Genomic DNA, 18,759 nt, shown 5'->3' with positions numbered 1-18,759 from the left:
TCTTTGCTTATGCGCGACGGCGGTCGTGCTCATTTCCGTTCGAGCTCGAAGAGCCGCGACGGACGCAGATGATTCAGCGCGTAGTGCTTGCGTCCGCGCAAGGTGTGGCCGTGCGGGTCGCGTCCTTCGAAACGCACCTTGTCTTCGACCTCGGGGACCGTCGGCGCGACCATGCCGCGATCGATCAGGCGATAGCCCCGCTCCAGCGCAAGCAACACGCCATTGCGGCCGGGACGGCTGTCGAAGCCGCCGAGACCGTCGCCCGGTTCGGGTACGAAGTTCACGGTCGTCGCATTCGAAGTGATGACGGAATCCGGCTCGCGCGCGAGCATTTCCGCTTCGCGTCGCGCATGAATGCTCTTCGCGTCGGCATCGACGGTGTCGTCGAGTCCGTCGTCGTTGGCGACATCGACGCCGCGCGGCGGCTTCTCATAGAGACCTTGCGGGCCGACATGCATGCCTGCCTTCGTCGTCTCCGTCTTCGCACCGGCGCCCGCGCCCGCGTGCGCTTCGCCGCCCGCTGCGGCCTTGTTCGCATCGCTCATCTTCACGTGAGCGGTTTCCGCGCCGGGCGTCTTGATCGGACTGTCGGCGACCTGCTCCTTCTGCTTGTTCTGCGGATCGTTTGATTCAGCGTTGTTCATCGCATTGCTCCGTTGCAGTTGGACCTGAATTGACCAAGCCCTCACGCAAGACTCGTTCCGGATATTTGGCGACGGAACCGCGAGCCTTGCCGGAGAGCGCCTTCGCGGATACCTAAAATTTCAGGCCTTTTTTCGACCCCAAGCCGATTTCCTGCAAGTATTATTTGGAACCTGTCGGCGGCAAAGCGCAATACGCGAAACTCGAGCAATCAGGAGGGCGCGTTACCTTGCCGTCGAAAAAGAGCAATGCGATTCGAACGAGCAGGGCACTTTCACACAGGTGACTCATGCAACACGATGCAGCCTTTTCACATCGAGGCTACCTTCTAAACTGCGCGCCCGCCCGGGCCGGAGATGGCAGCTACCAGCCGTACGTGGTGATCTCGCGATCGAGCGATGGCGAGCTCGTCGCGAACCGATTCTTTCCTTCGGAGCTGCGATTCCGCAACGAAGGCGAAGCCATCGCGCACGCGCGCGACTGGGCCGTGCGCTGGATCGACGCAAGCAACGTCACAGCCTGAGCGATGTTCCGCGCGAGCATCGGGGACGCGGGTGCGCGATCGGCCGGACGGCAGGCTTTCGCAAAACCGGTTACGCTTGTCGTTTAATCCGTCCCTCGCTTCTTGCCCGACATGCAGAACATGCCCACGTTCGGCGCAGTACCGCCGCTCGAAACATCCCGCGACACCGCGCTCGACACGCCTCAGGAATGGGGCCTCGCCCGCATCGTCGCGGACTTGCGCCAGTCGCGCGAAGAGCTTCATCGCACGCGGCATCCGCTCGGCATACGTGAACTGCCTTCACGCGAGGCCATCGTCGGGATCGTCAACGGCCTGCGCTCGGCGCTCTTTCCCACGCATTACGGCGCGCCCGATCTGACCGACGAAAGCGTCGACTACTATGTCGGGCAAACGCTCGAAACCAACTTGCGTCTGTTGCGCGAACAGATTCGCCGCGCGCTGCGCTTCCTGCCCGAACATCGCGATACGAGCGAAGCCGATCTCTCCGCGCAAGCCTTCGCGATCGCGCGCGAGTTCGGCGCGCAGTTGCCGCATATCCGCGCGCTGCTCGTAAGCGACATACAAGCTGCTTTCACCGGCGATCCGGCGGCGCAGCACATCACCGAGATCCTGCTGTGTTATCCGGGCGTCTGGGCGATGACGCATCATCGTCTCGCGCATGCGTTGCACAAGCTCGGCGTGCCCTTGCTCGCGCGCTTTATCAACGAGATCGCGCATTCGCTGACGGGCATCGACATTCACCCGGGCGCGACCATCGGGCCGAGCTTTTTCATCGATCACGGCACGGGCGTCGTGATCGGCGAGACGGCGGTGATCGGCCAGCATGTGCGCGTCTATCAAGCCGTGACGCTCGGCGCGAAGAGCTTTCCTTCGACGAGCGATGGCGCGCTCGTCAAAGGCAACGCACGGCATCCGATCGTGGAGGACGATGTCGTCATCTACGCGGGCGCGACAATTCTCGGCCGCGTGACCATCGGCAAAGGCTCGGTCATCGGCGGCAATGTGTGGCTCACGCATAGCGTGCCGCCGGGCAGCAACGTATCGCAGGGCAAGATTCGCGAAGGTTCGGGACCGGGCACGCCGGGCAACGGATTCGGCGCATGAAAAAAGGGCCGCGAGGCCCTTTTTTGTTTGCTTGCGTTTGCTTGCGTTTGCGTTCGCGCGTGCGCTTTGCTTGCGGCGGCCTTACGTATTCGACACGCTGAACGCGTTCTGATTGCCGACGATGGCAAGAAACTCGCGACGCGTCGATGGATCGTCGCGGAATGAGCCGAGCATGCGCGAGGTGACCATCGACACGCCCGCCTTGTGCACGCCTCGCGTCGACATGCATTGATGCGCGGCTTCCAGAATGACACCGACGCCAAGCGGCTGCAGCACTTCGTTCAGCGTATCGGCGATCTGCGCGGTCATCTTCTCCTGAATCTGCAGACGCTTCGCGAAGGCGTCGACGAGACGCGCGAGCTTCGAAATGCCGACGACGCGTTTGTTCGGCAGATAAGCGACATGCGCGCGGCCGATGATCGGCACCATGTGGTGCTCGCAATAGCTCTCAAAACGAATGTCCTTCAGGACGATCATTTCGTCATAGCCTTGCACTTCCGAGAACGTGCGAGCGAGGATGTCATGCGGATTCTGCGTATAGCCCGCAAAAAACTCTTCATATGCGCGCACGACGCGGCCCGGTGTATCGAGCAGGCCTTCGCGGCGCGGATCGTCGCCCGCCCAGCGCAACAGAACACGGACAGCGGCTTCGGCTTCCTCGCGGGTCGGACGATCGGCTCCATCAGCAGGCATGTCCGAACCTGAAAGATTGTTTTTGCGCGGGGCGCTCATCGAAAGCTCCTATGAGTCAAGGTGCAAATAGTACATGCGTTATTTTTGGCACCCCGCCATTGTTTCACGTTTCAGAAGGCCGATACGGATGTCAGGTCTTTCCCCCACCGTCGATGCCCGAACCCGTGCGCCACACCTGCTTGCCTTCTTCCGTCAGCACGCCGCTGCTATGGTCCTTGTTGGGCTCCGTGCCGGGTTCGGCCATGTTCCCGCCCGGCTGTTCCTGCGCTGTCTGCTTATTGCCCTTGCGTTGCGCGATACGGTCTTCCTGAGAACGTCCGGCGTAGTTGCTCATGGTGCGCCTCCTTTCGAATCGATGCGATGAAAGGCGCGCAAGCCGCGTTCCAGCCGGACGGTCGTCGCATGCTTATTGCGGCTGACCTTCGACGCCGCCGAGCACCATCCAGTTGACGCCGAATTTGTCCGTCACCATGCCGAAGCGCTTGGCGAAGAAGGTTTGCGTCATCGGCATCTGCACCTGGCCGCCGTTCGATAGCGCGTTGAAGTATTTTTCCGCCTGCTGTTCGTCATCGGCCGTGAGCGAAAGCGATACGCCCTTGAATTCGGTGTTGCCGCTGCACATGCCGTCGGAGCCCATCACCATTGAATCGCCGATGGTGAATGCCGCATGCATGATCTTGTTTTCCGATCCCGACGGCACGCCGCAACCGCTCGCGGCTTCGGCCTTGCCGGCGTCGGGGTTTTCGCTGAAGCGCATCATCATGACGACTTGCGCGCCCAGGTTCTCGCGATAGAACGTGATCGCTTCCTCGCAGCGGCCTTCGAAAAACAAATAGGGTTGCACTTGCATGACTGCTCCTTGAGTTATGACGTTTCGTCAGGGTCCATATCCATCATGAGCGGCACCGATGCGTGCTCGTGCACGACACGCCAGTCGCCATCGATCTTTCTGAAGCACACGGTCGCGCGCACGATGTCCTCCTGTTCGCCCACGGCGACGCGGTTGACGGAGTGCGCGTAAGCCAGATCGCCGCTCGCGGCGACTTCCACTTCCCGCATTTCGAATGAGAGCGGGGCTTTTATGCTGTCGAACCAGCGCCGCCAGTTCTCGCGATAGTGCTCGATGCCCCTGATCGACGCGGGCGGCACGACGTCGAACACGACGACATCCGGCGCGTAGTGGCTGACGAGCGTATCGACGTCTTTCGCCAGCACTGCCTGCCGCCACGCCTCGATCATTTCGCGCATGCGCGCGATATCGTCATGCGGATCCGTACGATCATTTGTATTCGCCATGCGAACCTCCTTTCGCATACGATGCCGCCGCGTCGTGACAATGCAACGGCAAACACCGATGCAGAACTATTTTTTTGTGTTGTGTACACCGTCCACAAAAAGTAGCAGAGATAATGGACAGTGTCCACATAATCGAAGTCACACGAATCAAAATGACAAATGGCAAGCCGCGCAGCACCTATCGACATGGCGATTTGCGACGCGCGCTGATCGATGCGGGAATCGAACTCGCGCGCGAAGGCGGCCCCGACGCGATCGTCTTGCGGGAAGCCACGCGCCGGGCGGGCGTCGTCCCGAACGCGGCCTATCGTCACTTCGGGAGCCGTCAGGAATTGCTATCGGCGGTACGCTCGGCGGCGCTGTCATTCGTCGCGCAAGCAATGGAAGAGGAACTCGCGTCGCGCCCGAAGAAGCGCCGCCGTGCCGATGCGGCGCGCGCGGGTTTGCGCGCCATCGGCACGGGATATCTTCGTTTTGCGCAAAAGGAAGCGGGATTGTTTCGCACGGCGTTCGCGGCGCCGCAAACGGAATGGACGGAACACGAGGAAACCTATGGCGCGGGGCCGGGCGGTCTCGATCCGTTCGAGTTGCTGAGCCGCGCGCTGGACGACATGGTCGAGGCGGGCGCGCTCGAAGCGAAACGCCGGCCCGAAGCGGAATATCTAGCATGGAGCGCGGTGCACGGCTTCGCGCTCTTGCTGATCGAAGGCCCTTTGCAGCGGCTGAAGCGCACGCAGATCGAACCGCTTGCCGAGCGGCTTCTCGATATGGTCGAGGGCGGTCTCTGAAAGAAATCGCGCCGCACGGAGCGGCGCGAAGCATCATCGAATCAACTGAATTTCATTTCGCCGGTTCCGATGAGTCGGTTATCGGTTCGACCACGCTGAGCAACAAGAGCAGGCACAGCGTCGCGGTCCCGACCATGTACAGGAAGACCGCGGTCCAGTTATAGCTGTCGAGCAGCAGGCCGACCGCGAGCGGAGCGCAGGCGCCGCCGATTTGTCCGACCGAGTTCACGATGCCGAACGCCGTCGGATAGGTGGCCTTGGTTGCGAGACCCATCGGATACGCGGAGTAGCCTGCGAAGCCGATGCCGAGCATCAGGCCCGCGAGCATCAGCGCCGCGCCGAGATAGGCGACGCTGTCGGGCGCATCGATCAGCAGGAAGGTCATCACCATGGTGCCGAGCGCGCCGAGCATCATCATCGGTTTGCGGCGTCCGCCAAGCAGACGATCGGAGATGATGCCGCCGAGCATGTTGCCCGTCACCGCGCCGATGAAAGGCGCCGATGCAAGGAAGCCCATCTTCACCGAAGCGAAGCCCTTCACTGTCACGAGATAAGTGGGAATCCACGAGATGAAGATGTTGCTGATGCCGATCATGCAGCCATAGCCCAGCGCGATGCCGAAGATATTCCACGAGCCGAAGACCTGGCGAATCGTTTCGAGCTGCGGCACGCGCTTCGTGCGATTGATAGCGTCGAGCCGGGGCATCGGCGTCATGCGCGCGCGCGACAGCGACTTGCCGCCGTTGCTGCCGACGGTCGTTTCATCGGCGATGTAGCGGCGCTCGGCGGGCGAGCAGAAGCGATTCTCGCTGGGCGAGTTCGTCACGAAGAACATCCATACGACGGCGAGCAGAATGCCCGGCACCGCGAACACATAGAAGATCTCGCGCCATCCCCACAACTGGATCACGATGATGCACACCGACGGCACGATCAGCGGCCCGAGCTTCGATGCGGCGATCCACAGGCCGGTGGCCGTCCCTTTTTCCTTTGCGGGGAACCATCGGTTGATGACGTTGGTGCAGCCGATGCCGAGCGGTCCTTCCGACAAGCCGAGACCCACGCGATACGCCATCAGCAGAAACACCGACGATGTCGTGCCCATCAATCCGGTGAATACCGACGTGAGAATCATGAAGACGGAAAACAGCAGGCCGGTGGTCTTTTCGCTGAGTCGCTTGTAGAGGAGGCCGACGGGAATCTGCACGAAGCCATAAGCGAAGGAGAACAGGCTCACGATGAGACCGGCCTCGGTATTGGTGATGTGATATTCCCTCTTCAGATACGGCAGCGCGATGCCGAAGTTGGCGCGATCCGCGCACGCGATCGCCCAGATGCAGAAGATCAGTCCCATCACGACCCAGCGGTGTTTCGTGTGTTTCTCCGCAACAGGTTCCGCTTTCGAGGAAGCGACGATGCCGTCAGCGTTGTTCATTGCGCTGTTGTCTCCGATGTTATGTGCAAGGCTTTATTGTCGATGTGCCTTCCGATGCTTCGAATTGTGGGGAGCGTGGGCAAGAGCGTCCAATCTTTTATTGCTATTACCTGATTCCCGGATTGAATCGATCGAAGCGCGGCATGCAATGCGTCGATTCGTGGATCAATTGATAGCGTTTTGGGATTGGACGTTATCGCCGAAAGCAGACATGATCCGCTCCACATCGCAACGAACACCATGGAGCACGCGAATTGAAGCCGAGCATTCTGCAACTCAATCCCATCCTCGTACCGGCCATCAATGAAAAGCTGAATGCGCTTTATACGATGCATCGGCTGTTCGAGCAGGAAGACAAGGACGCGTATATCCGCGAACACGGCGCTTCGATTCGCGGCGTGATTACCGGCGGACATACGGGCATCGCCAACGATCTCATCGAACGCTTGCCTGCGTTGCAGGTGATCGCGGTGAACGGCGTCGGCACCGATGCCGTCGACCTCGAATTCGCGCGCTCGCGCGGTTTGCCGGTGACGGGTACGTTCGGCGCGTTGACCGAAGATGTTGCCGATCTCGCCATCGGTCTCATCCTGACCACGCTGCGCGAGATCTGCCCCGGCAACGATTTCGTGAAGACCGGCAAGTGGGTGAACAACCCGAGCCCGAGCGCGATTCCGTTGTCGCGCCGATTCAGCGGCAAGCGCGTGGGCATCGTGGGCCTCGGCAAGGTGGGCCGCGCGATTGCGCAACGCGCCGCCGCGTTCGGTTGTCCGATCGCTTATACCGATGTACGCGCGATGGACGATATCGACTATCGCTTCGTGCCCGATCTGCTGTCGCTTGCGCGCGAGAGCGACATTCTCGTGCTCGCCGCGGCAGCCGATAAAGCGAAGGGCATCGTTAATGCGGCCGTGCTCGATGCGTTGGGCAAGGACGGTTATCTCATCAACATCGCGCGCGGCAAGCTCGTCGAGGAAAGCGATCTCGTCGAAGCGCTGTCGCGTGGCGTGATCGCGGGCGCGGGCCTGGATGTTTTCGTCGATGAGCCGAATGTGCCGGCCGAATTGTTCGGCATGGATCGCGTCGTGCTGCAGGCGCATCGCGCGAGCGCAACGGTCGAATCGCGCACGGCGATGGGCGAGATGGTGCTCGCGAGTCTCGCTCAGGCTCTTGCGGGACAGCGCCCCGAAGGCAGCCTCACGACCTGACGCACGCGCATGAACGCGTCCGGGGCGAACATATAATGATCGGCCATCACCTCAACGTCGATTACGAATGCTCGATCTCGGACAAGTACGTTGCTTCGTTGCGGCCGCGACGGAACTGAACTTCAGGCGCGCGGCCGCGCTGCTCAACATGACGCAGCCGCCGCTTTCCAGACAGATTCATCTGCTCGAAGAAAACCTCGGCGTGAAGCTGTTCGAGCGCGTCGGGCGCACGGTCAAGCTGACGACCGAAGGGCGCGTGTTTCTCGCCGATGCAACGCGCCTGCTCAATCTTTCCGAGCAAGCCGAAAGCACCGTGAGGCGCGCGAGCAAGGGCAAGACGGGGCGCGTACGCATTGGCTTCACGGGCGCGGCGGGCTATGAGCTGATACCCGAACTGCTCGTCGCTGCGAAGCGCGATTTGCCCGATATCGACGTCGTGCTGCTCGAGATGATTTCCGTCGCGCAGATCGAAGCCTTCGAGGCAAACGCGATCGATCTCGGCTTCATGCGGCCGCTGCCTTCGCGGCAGAAAGTGGAGTTTCTTCTCGTCGACCGCGAGCCGATGATCGTCGCATTGCCTGCGGGACACGCGCTGCGCCGTTTCGACCGGCTCGAACTCACGCAGTTGCACGAGCAGCCCTTCATCATGCATTCGCCCTCGCACGGCAAATACTTCTACGACCGCATCATGAGCATGCTCGTCGCCGATGAAGTGAAGCCGCACTTCACGCAATACATCGATCAGACGCCGACCATTCTTTCGCTCGTGCGTGCAGGGCTGGGCGTATCGATTCTGCCCGCATCGTCGCAACGGTTTCATTACGACAGTGTCGAGTTCAGGGAAATTGCGGGCAACGCCGTTCAGGCCGAAATGAGCATGGCGTGGCGTGCCGATCAAGACAATCCCGCCGTCACGGCGTTTAGGCACATGGCGGCGGACTACTTCGCTACGCGGCGTGCGTGATCGCGCGCGCGGTCGCATCGATGGCGGCGCGAGCTTTATCGACGATTTCGTCGATCTCGTCATGCGTGACGACGAGCGGCGGCGAAAGCAACATGCGATCGTGACTCGCGCGCATCACGAGATTGCCCGCGAAACAGAAGTCGCGGCATATCGTGCCGATGTCGTCGCCATTGGCAAAGCGCTTTTTCGTCGCGCGGTCTTCGGCAAGCTGAATGCCGGCGACGAGCCCCGTGCCCGCAATTTCACCGACGATCGCATGATCGCTTAACGCTTCGCGCAATCGCTTTTGAAAGTACGGCCCCGCATCGTGCTTTACGCGCGCGACGATGCCTTCGTCTCGCAGCAACTTAAGGTTAGCCACGGCCACCGCAGCCGCGACCGGATGCCCCGAATACGTGAAGCCGTGATTGAATTCGCCGCCATTCACGATTGCATTCGCGATGCGATCCGATAGCGCGACGGCGCCCATCGGCACATAGCCGCTCGTAAGACCTTTTGCGATCGTGATGACATCCGGCTCGAAGTTGAAGTGCTCGTGCGCGAACCACTCGCCTGTGCGGCCGAAGCCGCCGATCACTTCATCGGCGATCAAGAGCACGTCATGCTTGCGGCAGATGCGCGCGATCTCCGGCCAATAACTCGATGGCGGAAAGATCACGCCGCCCGCGCCCTGAAACGGCTCGCCGATAAAAGCGGCGACGTTCTCCGCGCCGAGTTCGACGATCATATCTTCGAGCTGACGCGCACGCGCAATGCCGAATTCCTCTTCGTTCATCGCGCCGCCTTCACCGAACCAGTATGGCTGATCGATATGCGCGACATGCTCCATCTTCGATGGCATCTGCTCGTGCATATAGCTCATGCCGCCGAGCGTTGCGCCCGCGATCGTCGAGCCGTGATACGCATTCGCACGCGCGATGACATAGCGTTTTTTCGTTTGTCCTTGCACGGCCCAATAGCGATGCACGGCGCGCAGCGCCGTATCGTTGGCCTCCGATCCGCTGTTGCAATAAAGAAAGCGATTGAACTTCGCGGGCGCGACATCGGCAAGCATCGCCGATAACTCGATGATCGGCGGATGCGTCGTCTTGAAGAAGGTGTTGTAGTAAGGCAGTTCCTGCATCTGTTTCAGTGCGGCATCGGCGAGTTCGCGGCGTCCATAGCCGACGTTCACGCACCACAAGCCCGCCATGCCGTCGATAATGCGCTTTCCCTCCGAATCCCACAGATACACGCCTTCGGCCTTCACGATCACGCGGCTGCCCGCGCGATTGAGCGCGCCCATATCGGAGAACGGATGCAGATGATGCGCGGCGTCGAGCGCGCGGTAATGCGCCGTCGAATCGATTCGATCGTTCATGTTGTCGGCTCCTTCAAACGTGCAATAGCAGATGCTTGCGTTCCCACGAACTGATCACGCGGAAGAACGCTTCGTATTCGGTTTCCTTCAGCGCGAGATAGGCGCGCACGAACTTCTCGCCGAACATTTCGGCAAGCGGCTCGCAAGCGCCCATCAGCGTGAGGCCTTCGTCGAGATTGCGCGGCAATTGATAAGGCTGGCGATAACCATCGCTCGCGAGCGGTTCGGTCGGTTCGAGATGTTGCGTCATGCCGAGATAACCCGCGGCGAGCGTGGCGGCAATCGCGAGATACGGATTGCAATCGACGCCCGGAATGCGATTCTCGATGCGTCGTGCCTGCGGCGACGAGTGCGGCACGCGAAAGCCGACGGTGCGGTTGTCATAGCCCCATTGCACGTTGATCGGCGCGGCCATGAAGCGCGATAGCCTGCGATAAGAGTTGATATACGGCGCGAAGATCGGCATGAGCGCGGGCGTGTATTTCTGCAAGCCCGCGATGTAGCTATAGAAGAGTCCCGTCGGTTCGCCTTCGCGATTGGTGAAGAGATTGCGGCCGGTCTCGTCATCGACGAGGCTCTGATGCACATGCATCGCCGAACCGGGTTCGTTTTCCATCGGCTTCGCCATGAAGGTCGCGTACATCTTGTGGCGCAGCGCGGCCTCGCGCACCGTGCGTTTGAAAAGAAACACGCGGTCCGCGAGATTGAGCGGATCGCCATGCAGAAAGTTGATTTCCATCTGCGCCGCGCCCACTTCGTGAATCAGCGTATCCACTTCGAGCTCCTGCATCTCGCAGTATTCATAGATGTCTTCGAAAAGCGGATCGAACTCGTTGACGGCATCGATCGAGTACGCCTGACGCCCCGTTTCCGCGCGCCCGGTTCTGCCCACCGGCGGTTGCAATGGCAGATCGGGATCGCGATTCATATCGACGAGAAAGAACTCGAGTTCGGGCGCGACGACAGGCCGCCAGCCCTTGGCGGCGAATTTATGAAGCACTTCGCGCAGCACGCGACGCGGCGAAATGGCGACAGGCGTGCCGTCGAAATGCACGCAATCGTGGATGACTTGCGCGGTCGGATCGGTGGCCCACGGAATCAGGCGGATCGTCGCGGGATCGGGCACGCAGACCATGTCGGGATCGGTGACGCCGGTGAAGCTGCCATCGACGGGATAGTCGCCCGTCACGGTCTGGATCATCACGGCTTGCGGCAGGCGCATCGCTTCGCCCGATTCGAACTTGCTGCGCGGAATGATCTTGCCGCGCGCGGTGCCGGCCATGTCGGGAATGATCGCTTCAACTTCGGTGATGCGATGTTTTCGCAGGAATTCGTCGATGCGTTCCATGTTCGTTCTCACGTTTCGATAGGGCGCACGCGTCCACGGCCTTCGCGATGCATCGCGAATGCGCGAAGAAGCAGGACGCGCGCGTTCACGCGTGCGGGCGCACGCGCGCGGACCAACAGCAGCTCGAGGAGAAAACGAGAGGAGGCGCTACGGCAGCAGCGAAGCCGCGCCGACGCAATGCACCGCGATGAACGCGCGCGCGGAAATCGCGTTGCGACGCCGCACGCAGCGGCGGGAGAGGACGGTCAGAACCGACAGGAAGCGGCGATCGGGAAGCTTGCCGCAGCGATCGGCGCGGGAGTGATGGCTCCTGCGTGCCAGAGGGCTTTGGACTTTCACGATAAGACTCGTTGGTCGAGTGGATTTGCAGAGCGATTGCCCATGCCGACAATTGCCCTTCGGCGAGCATATACGAGACATAAACGCCGTCAATACGTTTTTTCCAGTGGTTTTCACGCGGGATGTTTCTGTCGCGCCACGAGAAGGTTGCGCAATTCATCGATAATGTCGGCTCTTTCCGCCGAAATGCTCACAGAGCCGATGCTCTCCAACCTGCTCGTTCAACTCGTCAACGGCCTCGCCGATGCTTCTGCGCTCTTTCTCGTCGCTTCGGGACTGTCGCTGATCTTCGGCGTCACGCGCATCGTCAACTTCGCGCACGGCTCGCTCTATATGCTCGGCGTGTATGTCGCGTACAGCCTGGCGAGCCGCTTCGGCGAAAGCGTCGCGGGGTTCTGGGCGTCGATCGCGGGCGCCGCGCTATTGGTCGGCGCGATCGGCGCAGTAATAGAAGTGAGCGTGCTGAGGCGCATCTATCGCGCGCCGGAGTTGTTTCATCTGCTTGCCACGTTCGCGCTCGTGCTCATCATTCGCGATGCGGCGCTGTGGCTTTGGGGACCGGAAGATCTGTTCGGCCCGCGCGCACCGCATCTCGAAGGCGCGGTGCAACTGCTCGGTCATGCGTTGCCCACCTATGATCTCGCGCTGATCGTCATCGGCCCGCTTGTGCTGTTCATGCTCTGGTATGCGCTCACGCGCACGCGCTGGGGCACGCTCGTGCGCGCGGCGAGCGCGGATCGCGAGATGCTCGGCGCGCTCGGCGTCAATCAGGCGTGGCTCTTTACCGGCGTGTTCTTCGTCGGCGCGATGCTCGCGGGACTCGGCGGCGCGCTGCAGGTGCCGCGCATGTCGGCGAATCTTTCGCTCGATATCGAGACCATCGGCAATGCGTTCGTCGTCGTCGTGGTCGGCGGCATGGGCTCGATTCCGGGCGCGTTCGTCGCCGCGCTATTGATCGCCGAAATCAAGGCGATGTGCATCGGCATCGGGAACATAACGATCATGGGCGTCGGCTTCTCGCTGTCGAAGTTCACGCTCGTCGCCGAGTTCGTCGTAATGGCGGTCGTGCTCGTGCTGCGTCCGTGGGGACTCTTCGGCCGTCCGCAGACGATCGCACGTTCCGCCGCGCCCGCCGACCGGCCTTTGCTACCCGCCACGCGAAACATGAGGATCGCGGCGTTCATCGCCGTGATCGCGCTTGCCCTCGCGCCGCTCGCCGCCGTTGCGTTTCCGTACATGCCCGTGCTGTTCGTCGAGATCATGATCGCGGTGCTGTTCGCCGCGAGCCTGCACTTCATCATGGGACCGGGCGGCATGCACTCGTTCGGTCATGCGGCGTACTTCGGCCTCGGCGCATACGGCGCGGCGCTGTTTCTCAAGGTATTCGCGTTACCAATGGAAGCCGCGCTCGTGCTCGGGCCGCTGATTGCGGGCATCGGCGCGATCGTGTTCGGCTGGTTTTGCGTGCGCTTATCGGGCGTGTATCTCGCGATGCTCACGCTCGCGTTCGCGCAGATCGTCTGGTCCGTCGTCTTTCAATGGGATGCCGTGACGGGCGGCAGCAACGGCATATTGGGCATCTGGCCGTCACCGTGGCTATCGTCTCCCGTCGCGTTCTACTACCTCACGCTCTTCTTCGCCGTCATCGGCGTATGGCTTTTGCGGCGCATGCTTTTCTCGCCGCTCGGTCTCGCGATGCGCGCCGGTCGCGATTCGCCGTTGCGCGCCGAAGCGATCGGCGTGAACGTCGCGCGCGTGCAGTGGGCCGCGTTCATCGTCGCGGCGCTCGTGTGCGGGCTCGCGGGTTCGCTTTATGCGTTCTCGAAGGGCAACATCTCGCCGGAAGCGATCAGCGTCGGCCGCTCCGTCGACGGCCTCGTGATGGTCCTGCTCGGCGGCATCCAGACGCTTGCCGGTCCGATCGTCGGCGCGAGCGTGTTCACCTGGCTGCAGGATGCCGTCGCGCGTCAGACCGACTACTGGCAAGCGCTGCTCGGCGCGGCGATCCTCGTGCTCGTCATCGCGTTTCCGCAAGGCATCGCGGGTTTCGTGCGCGAGCGCTTTTTCAGGGAGGCGCAATGAGCCTGCTATCCGTCGCGCATCTCTCGAAGTCGTTCGACGGTGTGGACGCCGTCGACGACGTTTCATTCGATCTCGAAGCCGGTCAATTGCTCGCGCTCATCGGTCCGAACGGTGCGGGCAAATCGACGTGCTTCAACATGATCAACGGTCAGCTCAAGCCGACTTCCGGCGCGATCCGCTTCGACGGTCACGATATCGCGGGTATGCGTCCGCGCGATATCTGGCGGCGTGGCGTCGCGCGCACGTTTCAGATCGCCGCGACCTTCAATTCGATGACCGTACTCGAAAACGTGCAGATGGCATTGCTGTCGCGCGAGCGGCGCATCTACAGGCTGTTCGGGCGCGTCGAGTCGTGGAGGGAAGACGAAGCGATGGCGTTGCTCGATCTCGTCGGCATGGCGATGCATGCGCGCCGCAGTTGCGCGGTGCTCGCATACGGCGACGTGAAGCGCGTCGAGCTTGCTATCGCGCTTGCAAATCATCCGAAGCTCTTGTTGATGGACGAACCGACCGCTGGCATGGCGCCACAGGAACGCAATGAATTGATGACGCTCACCGCGCGTCTCGCGAAAGAGCGCAACATCGGCGTGCTGTTCACGGAGCACAGCATGGACGTGGTCTTTTCACATGCGGACAAGCTGATCGTGCTCGCGCGCGGACGTCTCATCGCACAAGGCGATGCCGAAGCGATCCGCAACGATGCCCGCGTGCGCGAGGTCTATCTCGGCACGGGCGCATCGTATGCGCCGCGTGCGGCGTTGAATGCGGGAGCATCGTCATGACGCTGCTCAAAGTCGATGCGTTAGATGCGTTCCATGGCCGCGCGCAAATACTGTTCGATGTCGGCTTCGAAGTCGGACGAGGCGAAGTGGTCGCGCTGATGGGCCGCAACGGCGCGGGCAAGTCCACGACGATGAAAGCCGTCATGGGTCTTCTGCCGCGCATATCGGGCGCGGTGTCGTTCATGGGCGAAGACATCGCGGGCATGGCGCCGCATCGCATCGCGCGCAAGGGGCTGGGTTACGTGCCCGAAGATCGCCGCGTGTTCGGCGATCTCACGGTGATGGAGAACCTCGACACGGGCCGGCAGCCGCCGCGCGAAGATGCGCCATCGTGGACGCCCGAAAAGCTCTTTCGCGTGTTCCCGAATCTCGGCGAAATGCGCAATCGCCGCGCGAGCCGCATGAGCGGCGGCGAGCAGCAGATGTTGACCGTATCGCGCACACTGATGGGCAATCCGCGCCTCGTGTTGCTCGATGAGCCATCGGAAGGTGTCGCGCCTGTCATCGTCGAACAAATGGCCGATATGATTCTCGAACTGAAGCGCGAAGGGCTCGCCATACTGCTGTCGGAACAGAATCTGCATTTCGCGGAACTCGTCAGCGATCGCGTTTATGTGCTGGAAAAAGGGCAGATTCGCCATGAAGGCCCGATGCACGCATTCGCGCGCGACGATGCCGCGCGCCGCGAGTTGCTCGGCGTTTAAACGATCATTCAAACGGAGAGGAGAAGATTCAATGGCGCCAATGCGCTTCACTATCGCGGCCATCGCAGCGGGCATGGCGTTCGCCGCGCACGCCGACACCATCAAGATCGGCGAGATCAATAGCTATAAGGCGCAGCCCGCGTTTCTCATGCCGTACAAGAACGGCTGGAATCTCGCGCTCGACGAGATCAACGCGGCGGGCGGCATCAACGGCAACAAGCTCGAAGTCGTCTCGCGCGACGACAACGGCAATCCCGGCGATACGGTGCGCGTCGCGCAAGAGCTCGTCGCGCGCGAGCAGGTGAAATTGCTGTTCGGCGGTTATCTGTCGAATACGGGTCTCGCGCTCGCGGACTTCGCCAAGCAACGGCGCATCTTCTTCCTCGCAGCCGAGCCGCTCACCGACAAGATCGTCTGGCAGGACGGCAACAAGTACACATATCGGCTGCGTCCTTCGACTTACATGCAGGTCGCGATGCTCGTGCCCGAAGCCGCGAAGCTCGGCAAGAAGCGCTGGGCGCTCGTCTATCCGAACTACGAGTACGGGCAATCGGCGGTGGCCACGTTCAAGCGCTTGCTGAAGGCCGCGCAGCCGGATGTCGAGTTCGTCGCGGAGCAGGCGACGCCGCTCGGCAACATCGATGCCGGCGCGGTCACGCAAGCGCTCGCCGATGCAAAGCCCGACGGCATCTTCAACGTGCTCTTCAGCGCGGACCTCGGCAAGTTCGTGCGTGAAGGCAATACGCGCGGCCTGTTCAAGAATCGCGCGGTCGTATCGCTTTTGACGGGCGAGCCGGATTATCTCGATCCGCTCGGCAAGGAAGCGCCGGTCGGCTGGATCGTGACGGGTTATCCGTGGTATTCGATCGATACGCCGGCGAACAAGAAGTTCGTCGCCGCTTACGAGGCTAAGTATCACGACTATCCGCGCCTCGGTTCGGTCGTCGGCTATACGGCGATGATGTCGATTGCGAACGGCCTGAAGAAAGCGGGCTCGCCCGACGCCGACAAGCTCGCGGCCGCATTCAAGGGCTTGCCTGTCGATACGCCGTTCGGTCCGATCACGTATCGCAAGGAGGACAATCAATCGACGATGGGCGCGTATGTCGGCGTAACCGGGCTGAAAGACGGCAAGGGCGTGATGACGTCCTTCCGTTATGTCGATGGCGCGAGCGTGCAGCCATCGGACGATGAAGTGAAGAAGCTGCGTCCGGCTGACTGAAGCGTCAATCCTTCGGAAAGGGCTTGCTGACGAATTTCGAACCGGCAAGCCCGAAACGCCACGGCACGTCCATCGCCTTGCTGATGCCGATGCGCGGTCCTTGAACGATCGCGCATTCTTCCTCGGGCGGCTCGATATGAAACGGCGCTTCGAGCAGCGACATGCCATTGTTCTTGTGCGTGATGCCGAGCGCCTGCGCGACGCGGCCCGGTCCCGAGCACAGCAGTTTGATCGGCGCAAGGCCGCGCCGCTCGCGCATTTCATCGATGCCGACGAGCGGTTCGATCGCGCGAATCAGCACGCCCGCGCCATGACCGGCTTCGCGGCATACGAAATTCATGCACCAGTGAATGCCATAAGAGCGATAGACATAGACATGCGCGGGCGGCCCGAACATGGCTGCATTGCGCGGCGTCGGACCGGAGAAGCTATGCGAGGCCGGATCTTCGCGGTCGTACGCTTCCGTTTCGACGATGCGGCCGCCGATACCGTCGACGGTCACGATCGCGCCGATCAGGCGTTGCGCGACGATCTCGGACGGCGCGTGGAAATCGATGGGTTTGGGCTTCGTGTTCACAAGCGGTATTCTAGCCGCGCCCCGTAGCAGATCCTCAAGCTCAGGAGACGCCGAATGAAGACTTCGTGGTTTCTAAGGTTCTCGAATGCGCTCGCGCAATTAGCGGGCCGCGCATCGACCTTCGTCATCGCCGTGGTGCTCGTGATCGTCTGGGCCGTCTCGGGACCGCTCTTTCACTTCAGCGATACATGGCAGCTCGTCATCAATACGTCGACGACGATCGTCACTTTCCTGATGGTGTTCTTGATCCAGAACACGCAGAACCGCGACACCGCAGCGATGCAGATCAAGCTCGACGAACTGATTCGCGCAATCGACAAGGCGCATAACGCGCTGCTCGATCTCGAAGAGCTCGATGAAAAGGAACTCACGGTTTTTCGCAAGCGTTATGAAAAGCTCGCGCAAGAAGCGCGCGATAATTTCCGCTCGGCAAGCAGCGATATCGACATGCCTTCTTTTCCACAAGACGAGAAGCGCGATGGATAAAGCTTGCATGGAAAGGCATGAAAGAGGGGCCTTGGGTAATAATCTTGCGAGTTGCGCAAACTGCGTGACAAAAGCAGGTAATAAAAGGTAATCTTTCGGTTTCGCGGCGGCGCGCTCAGCGCTGCGCCGCGCGCCTGGCTCCGGATCGCTCAGGTTTTGTCGAGCCGTTTCTTACGAGCGCATTTCGCCAGACATCAGTAAACGGTTTCTCTAAAGTTTGCGGGATCTGCTTAAAACGATAGGGCGCCCGTCTTGTCGATTGGTTAAAAATAAAAAAAGAAAAAATCCACTCTCTAAAGTATTTCGGATTGTTGCCGACAAAGGGCGCGCGCATCGTTTTTCTAAACCTCGGAAAGAGGCCATTTCAGGCTTTAATTCGCGAAGTTATTCCTTCCCAAAATGGCTAGGATGGGTCCTGCCCGGTATTCCTTTTGCCGGGCCCACACCTACCTAAACCCTTGAAGGAAAGAAAAATGCGCAAACTGATGAAGGCATTCGTGCGCGACGAGCGCGGCGTTAGCGCGATGGAGTATGCAGTCCTGGCCGGCATCGTCGTGCTGGCGCTCGGCGCGATGGCGAGCACGTTCAGCAACAGTGTCAGCTCGATGTTCTCGACCCTGTTCGACAAGGTCACGACGGCACAAAGCAGCGCGAACTAACAAGCGCCGGCCCACACAACAACGAGACCAACGTGCAGCTCTTGTCTCTTGCCATCCGCCTGATCGTGCTCTGCGTGCTGCTCTGGCTCGCGGTCATCGACGTGCGCTCCCGACGCCTGCCGACCAAAATCGTGCTGGTCGTCGGGGCGCTCTTCTTTGCCGACGCGCTGGCGCGCCGCATGCCGGTCGACGATGTCATCGTGCATCTGCTGCTCGCGATTGGCGTATTCCTGGTCTGCGCCGTGCTGTTCGCGGCGAAAATGCTGGGCGGAGGCGATGCGAAACTCGCCTCCGTGATTTTTCTCTGGGCCGGACTCGCTTTGTCCTTGCCCGCCTTAACCCTGATTTCCGTAATCGGGACCGTCGTGTCCCTCATCAGCCTCGCGACGCGCCACATGGACCCCGTGCAACGGTTCATGCCCATGAAAGCGCTCGCGATGTTCTCCGGCGCGCGCGGCGTTCCGTACGGCGTGGCCCTCGCGCTCGGCGGCGGTCTCGTGATCGTGCTGCCGGCGCTCATGCCTTTCTTTGCGATCCGATAGGACGG

22 protein-coding genes are annotated in these 18,759 nt (G+C 61.2%); 12 read left to right on the top strand and 10 right to left on the bottom strand.

The window, feature by feature from the left end; genetic code table 11:
• Positions 1-29: 29 nt before the first annotated feature.
• Positions 30-644, bottom strand: a complete 615-nt coding sequence (locus NCS67_RS18430; RefSeq protein ID WP_175979519.1) for a DUF3005 domain-containing protein — start codon at positions 642-644, stop codon at positions 30-32.
• 287 nt (positions 645-931) lie between these two features.
• On the opposite strand from NCS67_RS18430, the gene NCS67_RS18425 reads away from it, so the two are divergent.
• A complete protein-coding gene (locus tag NCS67_RS18425; RefSeq protein ID WP_008352888.1) occupies positions 932-1,165 on the top strand; it encodes a hypothetical protein in 234 nt (77 codons plus the stop codon).
• A gap of 111 nt (positions 1,166-1,276) precedes the next feature.
• Positions 1,277-2,269, top strand: coding sequence for a serine O-acetyltransferase EpsC (gene epsC, locus NCS67_RS18420; RefSeq protein ID WP_239294389.1), 993 nt, complete (start codon positions 1,277-1,279; stop codon positions 2,267-2,269).
• An 81-nt stretch (positions 2,270-2,350) separates the two neighbouring features.
• Here the strand turns inward: epsC and folE are convergent, their stop codons facing one another.
• The 4 genes from folE to NCS67_RS18400 form a co-directional block, all read right to left on the bottom strand.
• The gene (folE, locus tag NCS67_RS18415) at positions 2,351-3,001 is read right to left on the bottom strand and encodes a GTP cyclohydrolase I FolE (protein ID WP_008352890.1); all 651 of its coding nucleotides are present in this window, start codon (positions 2,999-3,001) and stop codon (positions 2,351-2,353) included.
• A 91-nt stretch (positions 3,002-3,092) separates the two neighbouring features.
• Positions 3,093-3,296, bottom strand: coding sequence for a hypothetical protein (locus NCS67_RS18410; RefSeq protein WP_008352891.1), 204 nt, complete (start codon positions 3,294-3,296; stop codon positions 3,093-3,095).
• 72 nt (positions 3,297-3,368) lie between these two features.
• Entirely contained in the window at positions 3,369-3,812 is a 444-nt protein-coding gene (locus NCS67_RS18405) for a VOC family protein (protein WP_008352892.1), read from the bottom strand.
• A gap of 14 nt (positions 3,813-3,826) precedes the next feature.
• Positions 3,827-4,258 (bottom strand): YybH family protein, encoded by a 432-nt coding sequence (locus NCS67_RS18400; RefSeq protein WP_250436039.1) that lies wholly within the window; start codon positions 4,256-4,258, stop codon positions 3,827-3,829.
• Positions 4,259-4,410: 152 nt separating this feature from the next.
• Here NCS67_RS18400 and NCS67_RS18395 point away from each other — a divergent pair, with 152 nt between their 5' ends.
• Positions 4,411-5,046, top strand: a complete 636-nt coding sequence (locus NCS67_RS18395; protein WP_250436037.1) for a TetR/AcrR family transcriptional regulator — start codon at positions 4,411-4,413, stop codon at positions 5,044-5,046.
• A 52-nt stretch (positions 5,047-5,098) separates the two neighbouring features.
• On the opposite strand, the gene NCS67_RS18390 is transcribed toward NCS67_RS18395, so the two are convergent.
• Entirely contained in the window at positions 5,099-6,481 is a 1,383-nt protein-coding gene (locus tag NCS67_RS18390; RefSeq protein WP_008352897.1) for an MFS transporter, read from the bottom strand.
• A 254-nt stretch (positions 6,482-6,735) separates the two neighbouring features.
• Between NCS67_RS18390 and NCS67_RS18385 the strand changes: the two genes are divergently transcribed.
• The gene (locus tag NCS67_RS18385; protein ID WP_250436036.1) at positions 6,736-7,689 is read left to right on the top strand and encodes a 2-hydroxyacid dehydrogenase; all 954 of its coding nucleotides are present in this window, start codon (positions 6,736-6,738) and stop codon (positions 7,687-7,689) included.
• A 67-nt stretch (positions 7,690-7,756) separates the two neighbouring features.
• A complete protein-coding gene (locus NCS67_RS18380) occupies positions 7,757-8,653 on the top strand; it encodes a LysR substrate-binding domain-containing protein (RefSeq protein ID WP_250436035.1) in 897 nt (298 codons plus the stop codon).
• Here NCS67_RS18380 and NCS67_RS18375 read toward each other — a convergent pair.
• The 3 genes from NCS67_RS18375 to NCS67_RS18365 form a co-directional block, all read right to left on the bottom strand.
• A complete protein-coding gene (locus tag NCS67_RS18375) occupies positions 8,637-10,013 on the bottom strand; it encodes an aspartate aminotransferase family protein (protein WP_250436034.1) in 1,377 nt (458 codons plus the stop codon). The genes NCS67_RS18380 and NCS67_RS18375 overlap by 17 nt on opposite strands.
• 13 nt (positions 10,014-10,026) lie before the next feature.
• A complete protein-coding gene (locus NCS67_RS18370) occupies positions 10,027-11,361 on the bottom strand; it encodes a glutamine synthetase family protein (protein WP_008352904.1) in 1,335 nt (444 codons plus the stop codon).
• A gap of 147 nt (positions 11,362-11,508) precedes the next feature.
• On the bottom strand, positions 11,509-11,700 hold the full coding sequence (locus NCS67_RS18365) for a hypothetical protein (RefSeq protein ID WP_008352906.1): 192 nt from the start codon (positions 11,698-11,700) through the stop codon (positions 11,509-11,511).
• A gap of 201 nt (positions 11,701-11,901) precedes the next feature.
• Between NCS67_RS18365 and NCS67_RS18360 the strand changes: the two genes are divergently transcribed.
• From NCS67_RS18360 to NCS67_RS18345, 4 genes are read left to right on the top strand one after another with little or no spacing between them, the layout of a single operon-like run.
• Positions 11,902-13,782: an ABC transporter permease gene (locus NCS67_RS18360; RefSeq protein ID WP_250436033.1), complete on the top strand. Its 1,881-nt coding sequence runs from the start codon at positions 11,902-11,904 to the stop codon at positions 13,780-13,782.
• Positions 13,779-14,564 carry an ABC transporter ATP-binding protein gene (locus tag NCS67_RS18355; RefSeq protein ID WP_250436032.1) on the top strand — a complete coding sequence of 262 codons (786 nt, stop codon included), beginning with the start codon at positions 13,779-13,781 and terminating at the stop codon, positions 14,562-14,564. Before NCS67_RS18360 ends, NCS67_RS18355 begins: the two co-directional genes overlap by 4 nt.
• Positions 14,561-15,268 carry an ABC transporter ATP-binding protein gene (locus NCS67_RS18350; protein ID WP_284504114.1) on the top strand — a complete coding sequence of 236 codons (708 nt, stop codon included), beginning with the start codon at positions 14,561-14,563 and terminating at the stop codon, positions 15,266-15,268. Before NCS67_RS18355 ends, NCS67_RS18350 begins: the two co-directional genes overlap by 4 nt.
• Before the next feature lie 31 nt (positions 15,269-15,299).
• Positions 15,300-16,490, top strand: coding sequence for an ABC transporter substrate-binding protein (locus tag NCS67_RS18345; protein WP_008352910.1), 1,191 nt, complete (start codon positions 15,300-15,302; stop codon positions 16,488-16,490).
• A 4-nt stretch (positions 16,491-16,494) separates the two neighbouring features.
• Here NCS67_RS18345 and NCS67_RS18340 read toward each other — a convergent pair whose 3' ends face one another.
• On the bottom strand, positions 16,495-17,067 hold the full coding sequence (locus tag NCS67_RS18340; protein ID WP_250436031.1) for a DNA-3-methyladenine glycosylase: 573 nt from the start codon (positions 17,065-17,067) through the stop codon (positions 16,495-16,497).
• Positions 17,068-17,121: 54 nt separating this feature from the next.
• On the opposite strand from NCS67_RS18340, the gene NCS67_RS18335 reads away from it, so the two are divergent.
• The 3 genes from NCS67_RS18335 to NCS67_RS18325 all read left to right on the top strand — a co-directional run bounded on the left by NCS67_RS18335 (position 17,122) and on the right by NCS67_RS18325 (position 18,754).
• A complete protein-coding gene (locus NCS67_RS18335; RefSeq protein ID WP_008352912.1) occupies positions 17,122-17,553 on the top strand; it encodes a low affinity iron permease family protein in 432 nt (143 codons plus the stop codon).
• Positions 17,554-18,026: 473 nt separating this feature from the next.
• The gene (locus tag NCS67_RS18330) at positions 18,027-18,212 is read left to right on the top strand and encodes a Flp family type IVb pilin (RefSeq protein WP_250436030.1); all 186 of its coding nucleotides are present in this window, start codon (positions 18,027-18,029) and stop codon (positions 18,210-18,212) included.
• Positions 18,213-18,244: 32 nt separating this feature from the next.
• A complete protein-coding gene (locus NCS67_RS18325; RefSeq protein WP_008352914.1) occupies positions 18,245-18,754 on the top strand; it encodes an A24 family peptidase in 510 nt (169 codons plus the stop codon).
• The last annotated feature ends 5 nt before the right edge of the window (positions 18,755-18,759 follow it).

It is taken from the genome of Caballeronia sp. ATUFL_F2_KS9A, assembly GCF_023630765.1.
GTDB lineage: Bacteria > Pseudomonadota > Gammaproteobacteria > Burkholderiales > Burkholderiaceae > Caballeronia > Caballeronia zhejiangensis.
This window is presented reverse-complemented; position numbering and strand designations above follow the sequence as displayed.

Excerpts from the sequence above, each read along its gene's own strand:
- NCS67_RS18430 (WP_175979519.1), bottom strand. The coding sequence starts at position 644 with ATGAACAACGCTGAATCAAACGATCCGCAGAACAAGCAGAAGGAGCAG.
- NCS67_RS18425 (WP_008352888.1), top strand. The coding sequence starts at position 932 with ATGCAACACGATGCAGCCTTTTCACATCGAGGCTACCTTCTAAACTGC.
- epsC (WP_239294389.1), top strand. The coding sequence starts at position 1,277 with ATGCAGAACATGCCCACGTTCGGCGCAGTACCGCCGCTCGAAACATCC.
- folE (WP_008352890.1), bottom strand. The coding sequence starts at position 3,001 with ATGAGCGCCCCGCGCAAAAACAATCTTTCAGGTTCGGACATGCCTGCT.
- NCS67_RS18410 (WP_008352891.1), bottom strand. The coding sequence starts at position 3,296 with ATGAGCAACTACGCCGGACGTTCTCAGGAAGACCGTATCGCGCAACGC.
- NCS67_RS18405 (WP_008352892.1), bottom strand. The coding sequence starts at position 3,812 with ATGCAAGTGCAACCCTATTTGTTTTTCGAAGGCCGCTGCGAGGAAGCG.
- NCS67_RS18400 (WP_250436039.1), bottom strand. The coding sequence starts at position 4,258 with ATGGCGAATACAAATGATCGTACGGATCCGCATGACGATATCGCGCGC.
- NCS67_RS18395 (WP_250436037.1), top strand. The coding sequence starts at position 4,411 with ATGACAAATGGCAAGCCGCGCAGCACCTATCGACATGGCGATTTGCGA.
- NCS67_RS18390 (WP_008352897.1), bottom strand. The coding sequence starts at position 6,481 with ATGAACAACGCTGACGGCATCGTCGCTTCCTCGAAAGCGGAACCTGTT.
- NCS67_RS18380 (WP_250436035.1), top strand. The coding sequence starts at position 7,757 with ATGCTCGATCTCGGACAAGTACGTTGCTTCGTTGCGGCCGCGACGGAA.
- NCS67_RS18375 (WP_250436034.1), bottom strand. The coding sequence starts at position 10,013 with ATGAACGATCGAATCGATTCGACGGCGCATTACCGCGCGCTCGACGCC.
- NCS67_RS18370 (WP_008352904.1), bottom strand. The coding sequence starts at position 11,361 with ATGGAACGCATCGACGAATTCCTGCGAAAACATCGCATCACCGAAGTT.
- NCS67_RS18360 (WP_250436033.1), top strand. The coding sequence starts at position 11,902 with ATGCTCTCCAACCTGCTCGTTCAACTCGTCAACGGCCTCGCCGATGCT.
- NCS67_RS18355 (WP_250436032.1), top strand. The coding sequence starts at position 13,779 with ATGAGCCTGCTATCCGTCGCGCATCTCTCGAAGTCGTTCGACGGTGTG.
- NCS67_RS18350 (WP_284504114.1), top strand. The coding sequence starts at position 14,561 with ATGACGCTGCTCAAAGTCGATGCGTTAGATGCGTTCCATGGCCGCGCG.
- NCS67_RS18345 (WP_008352910.1), top strand. The coding sequence starts at position 15,300 with ATGGCGCCAATGCGCTTCACTATCGCGGCCATCGCAGCGGGCATGGCG.
- NCS67_RS18335 (WP_008352912.1), top strand. The coding sequence starts at position 17,122 with ATGAAGACTTCGTGGTTTCTAAGGTTCTCGAATGCGCTCGCGCAATTA.
- NCS67_RS18330 (WP_250436030.1), top strand. The coding sequence starts at position 18,027 with ATGCGCAAACTGATGAAGGCATTCGTGCGCGACGAGCGCGGCGTTAGC.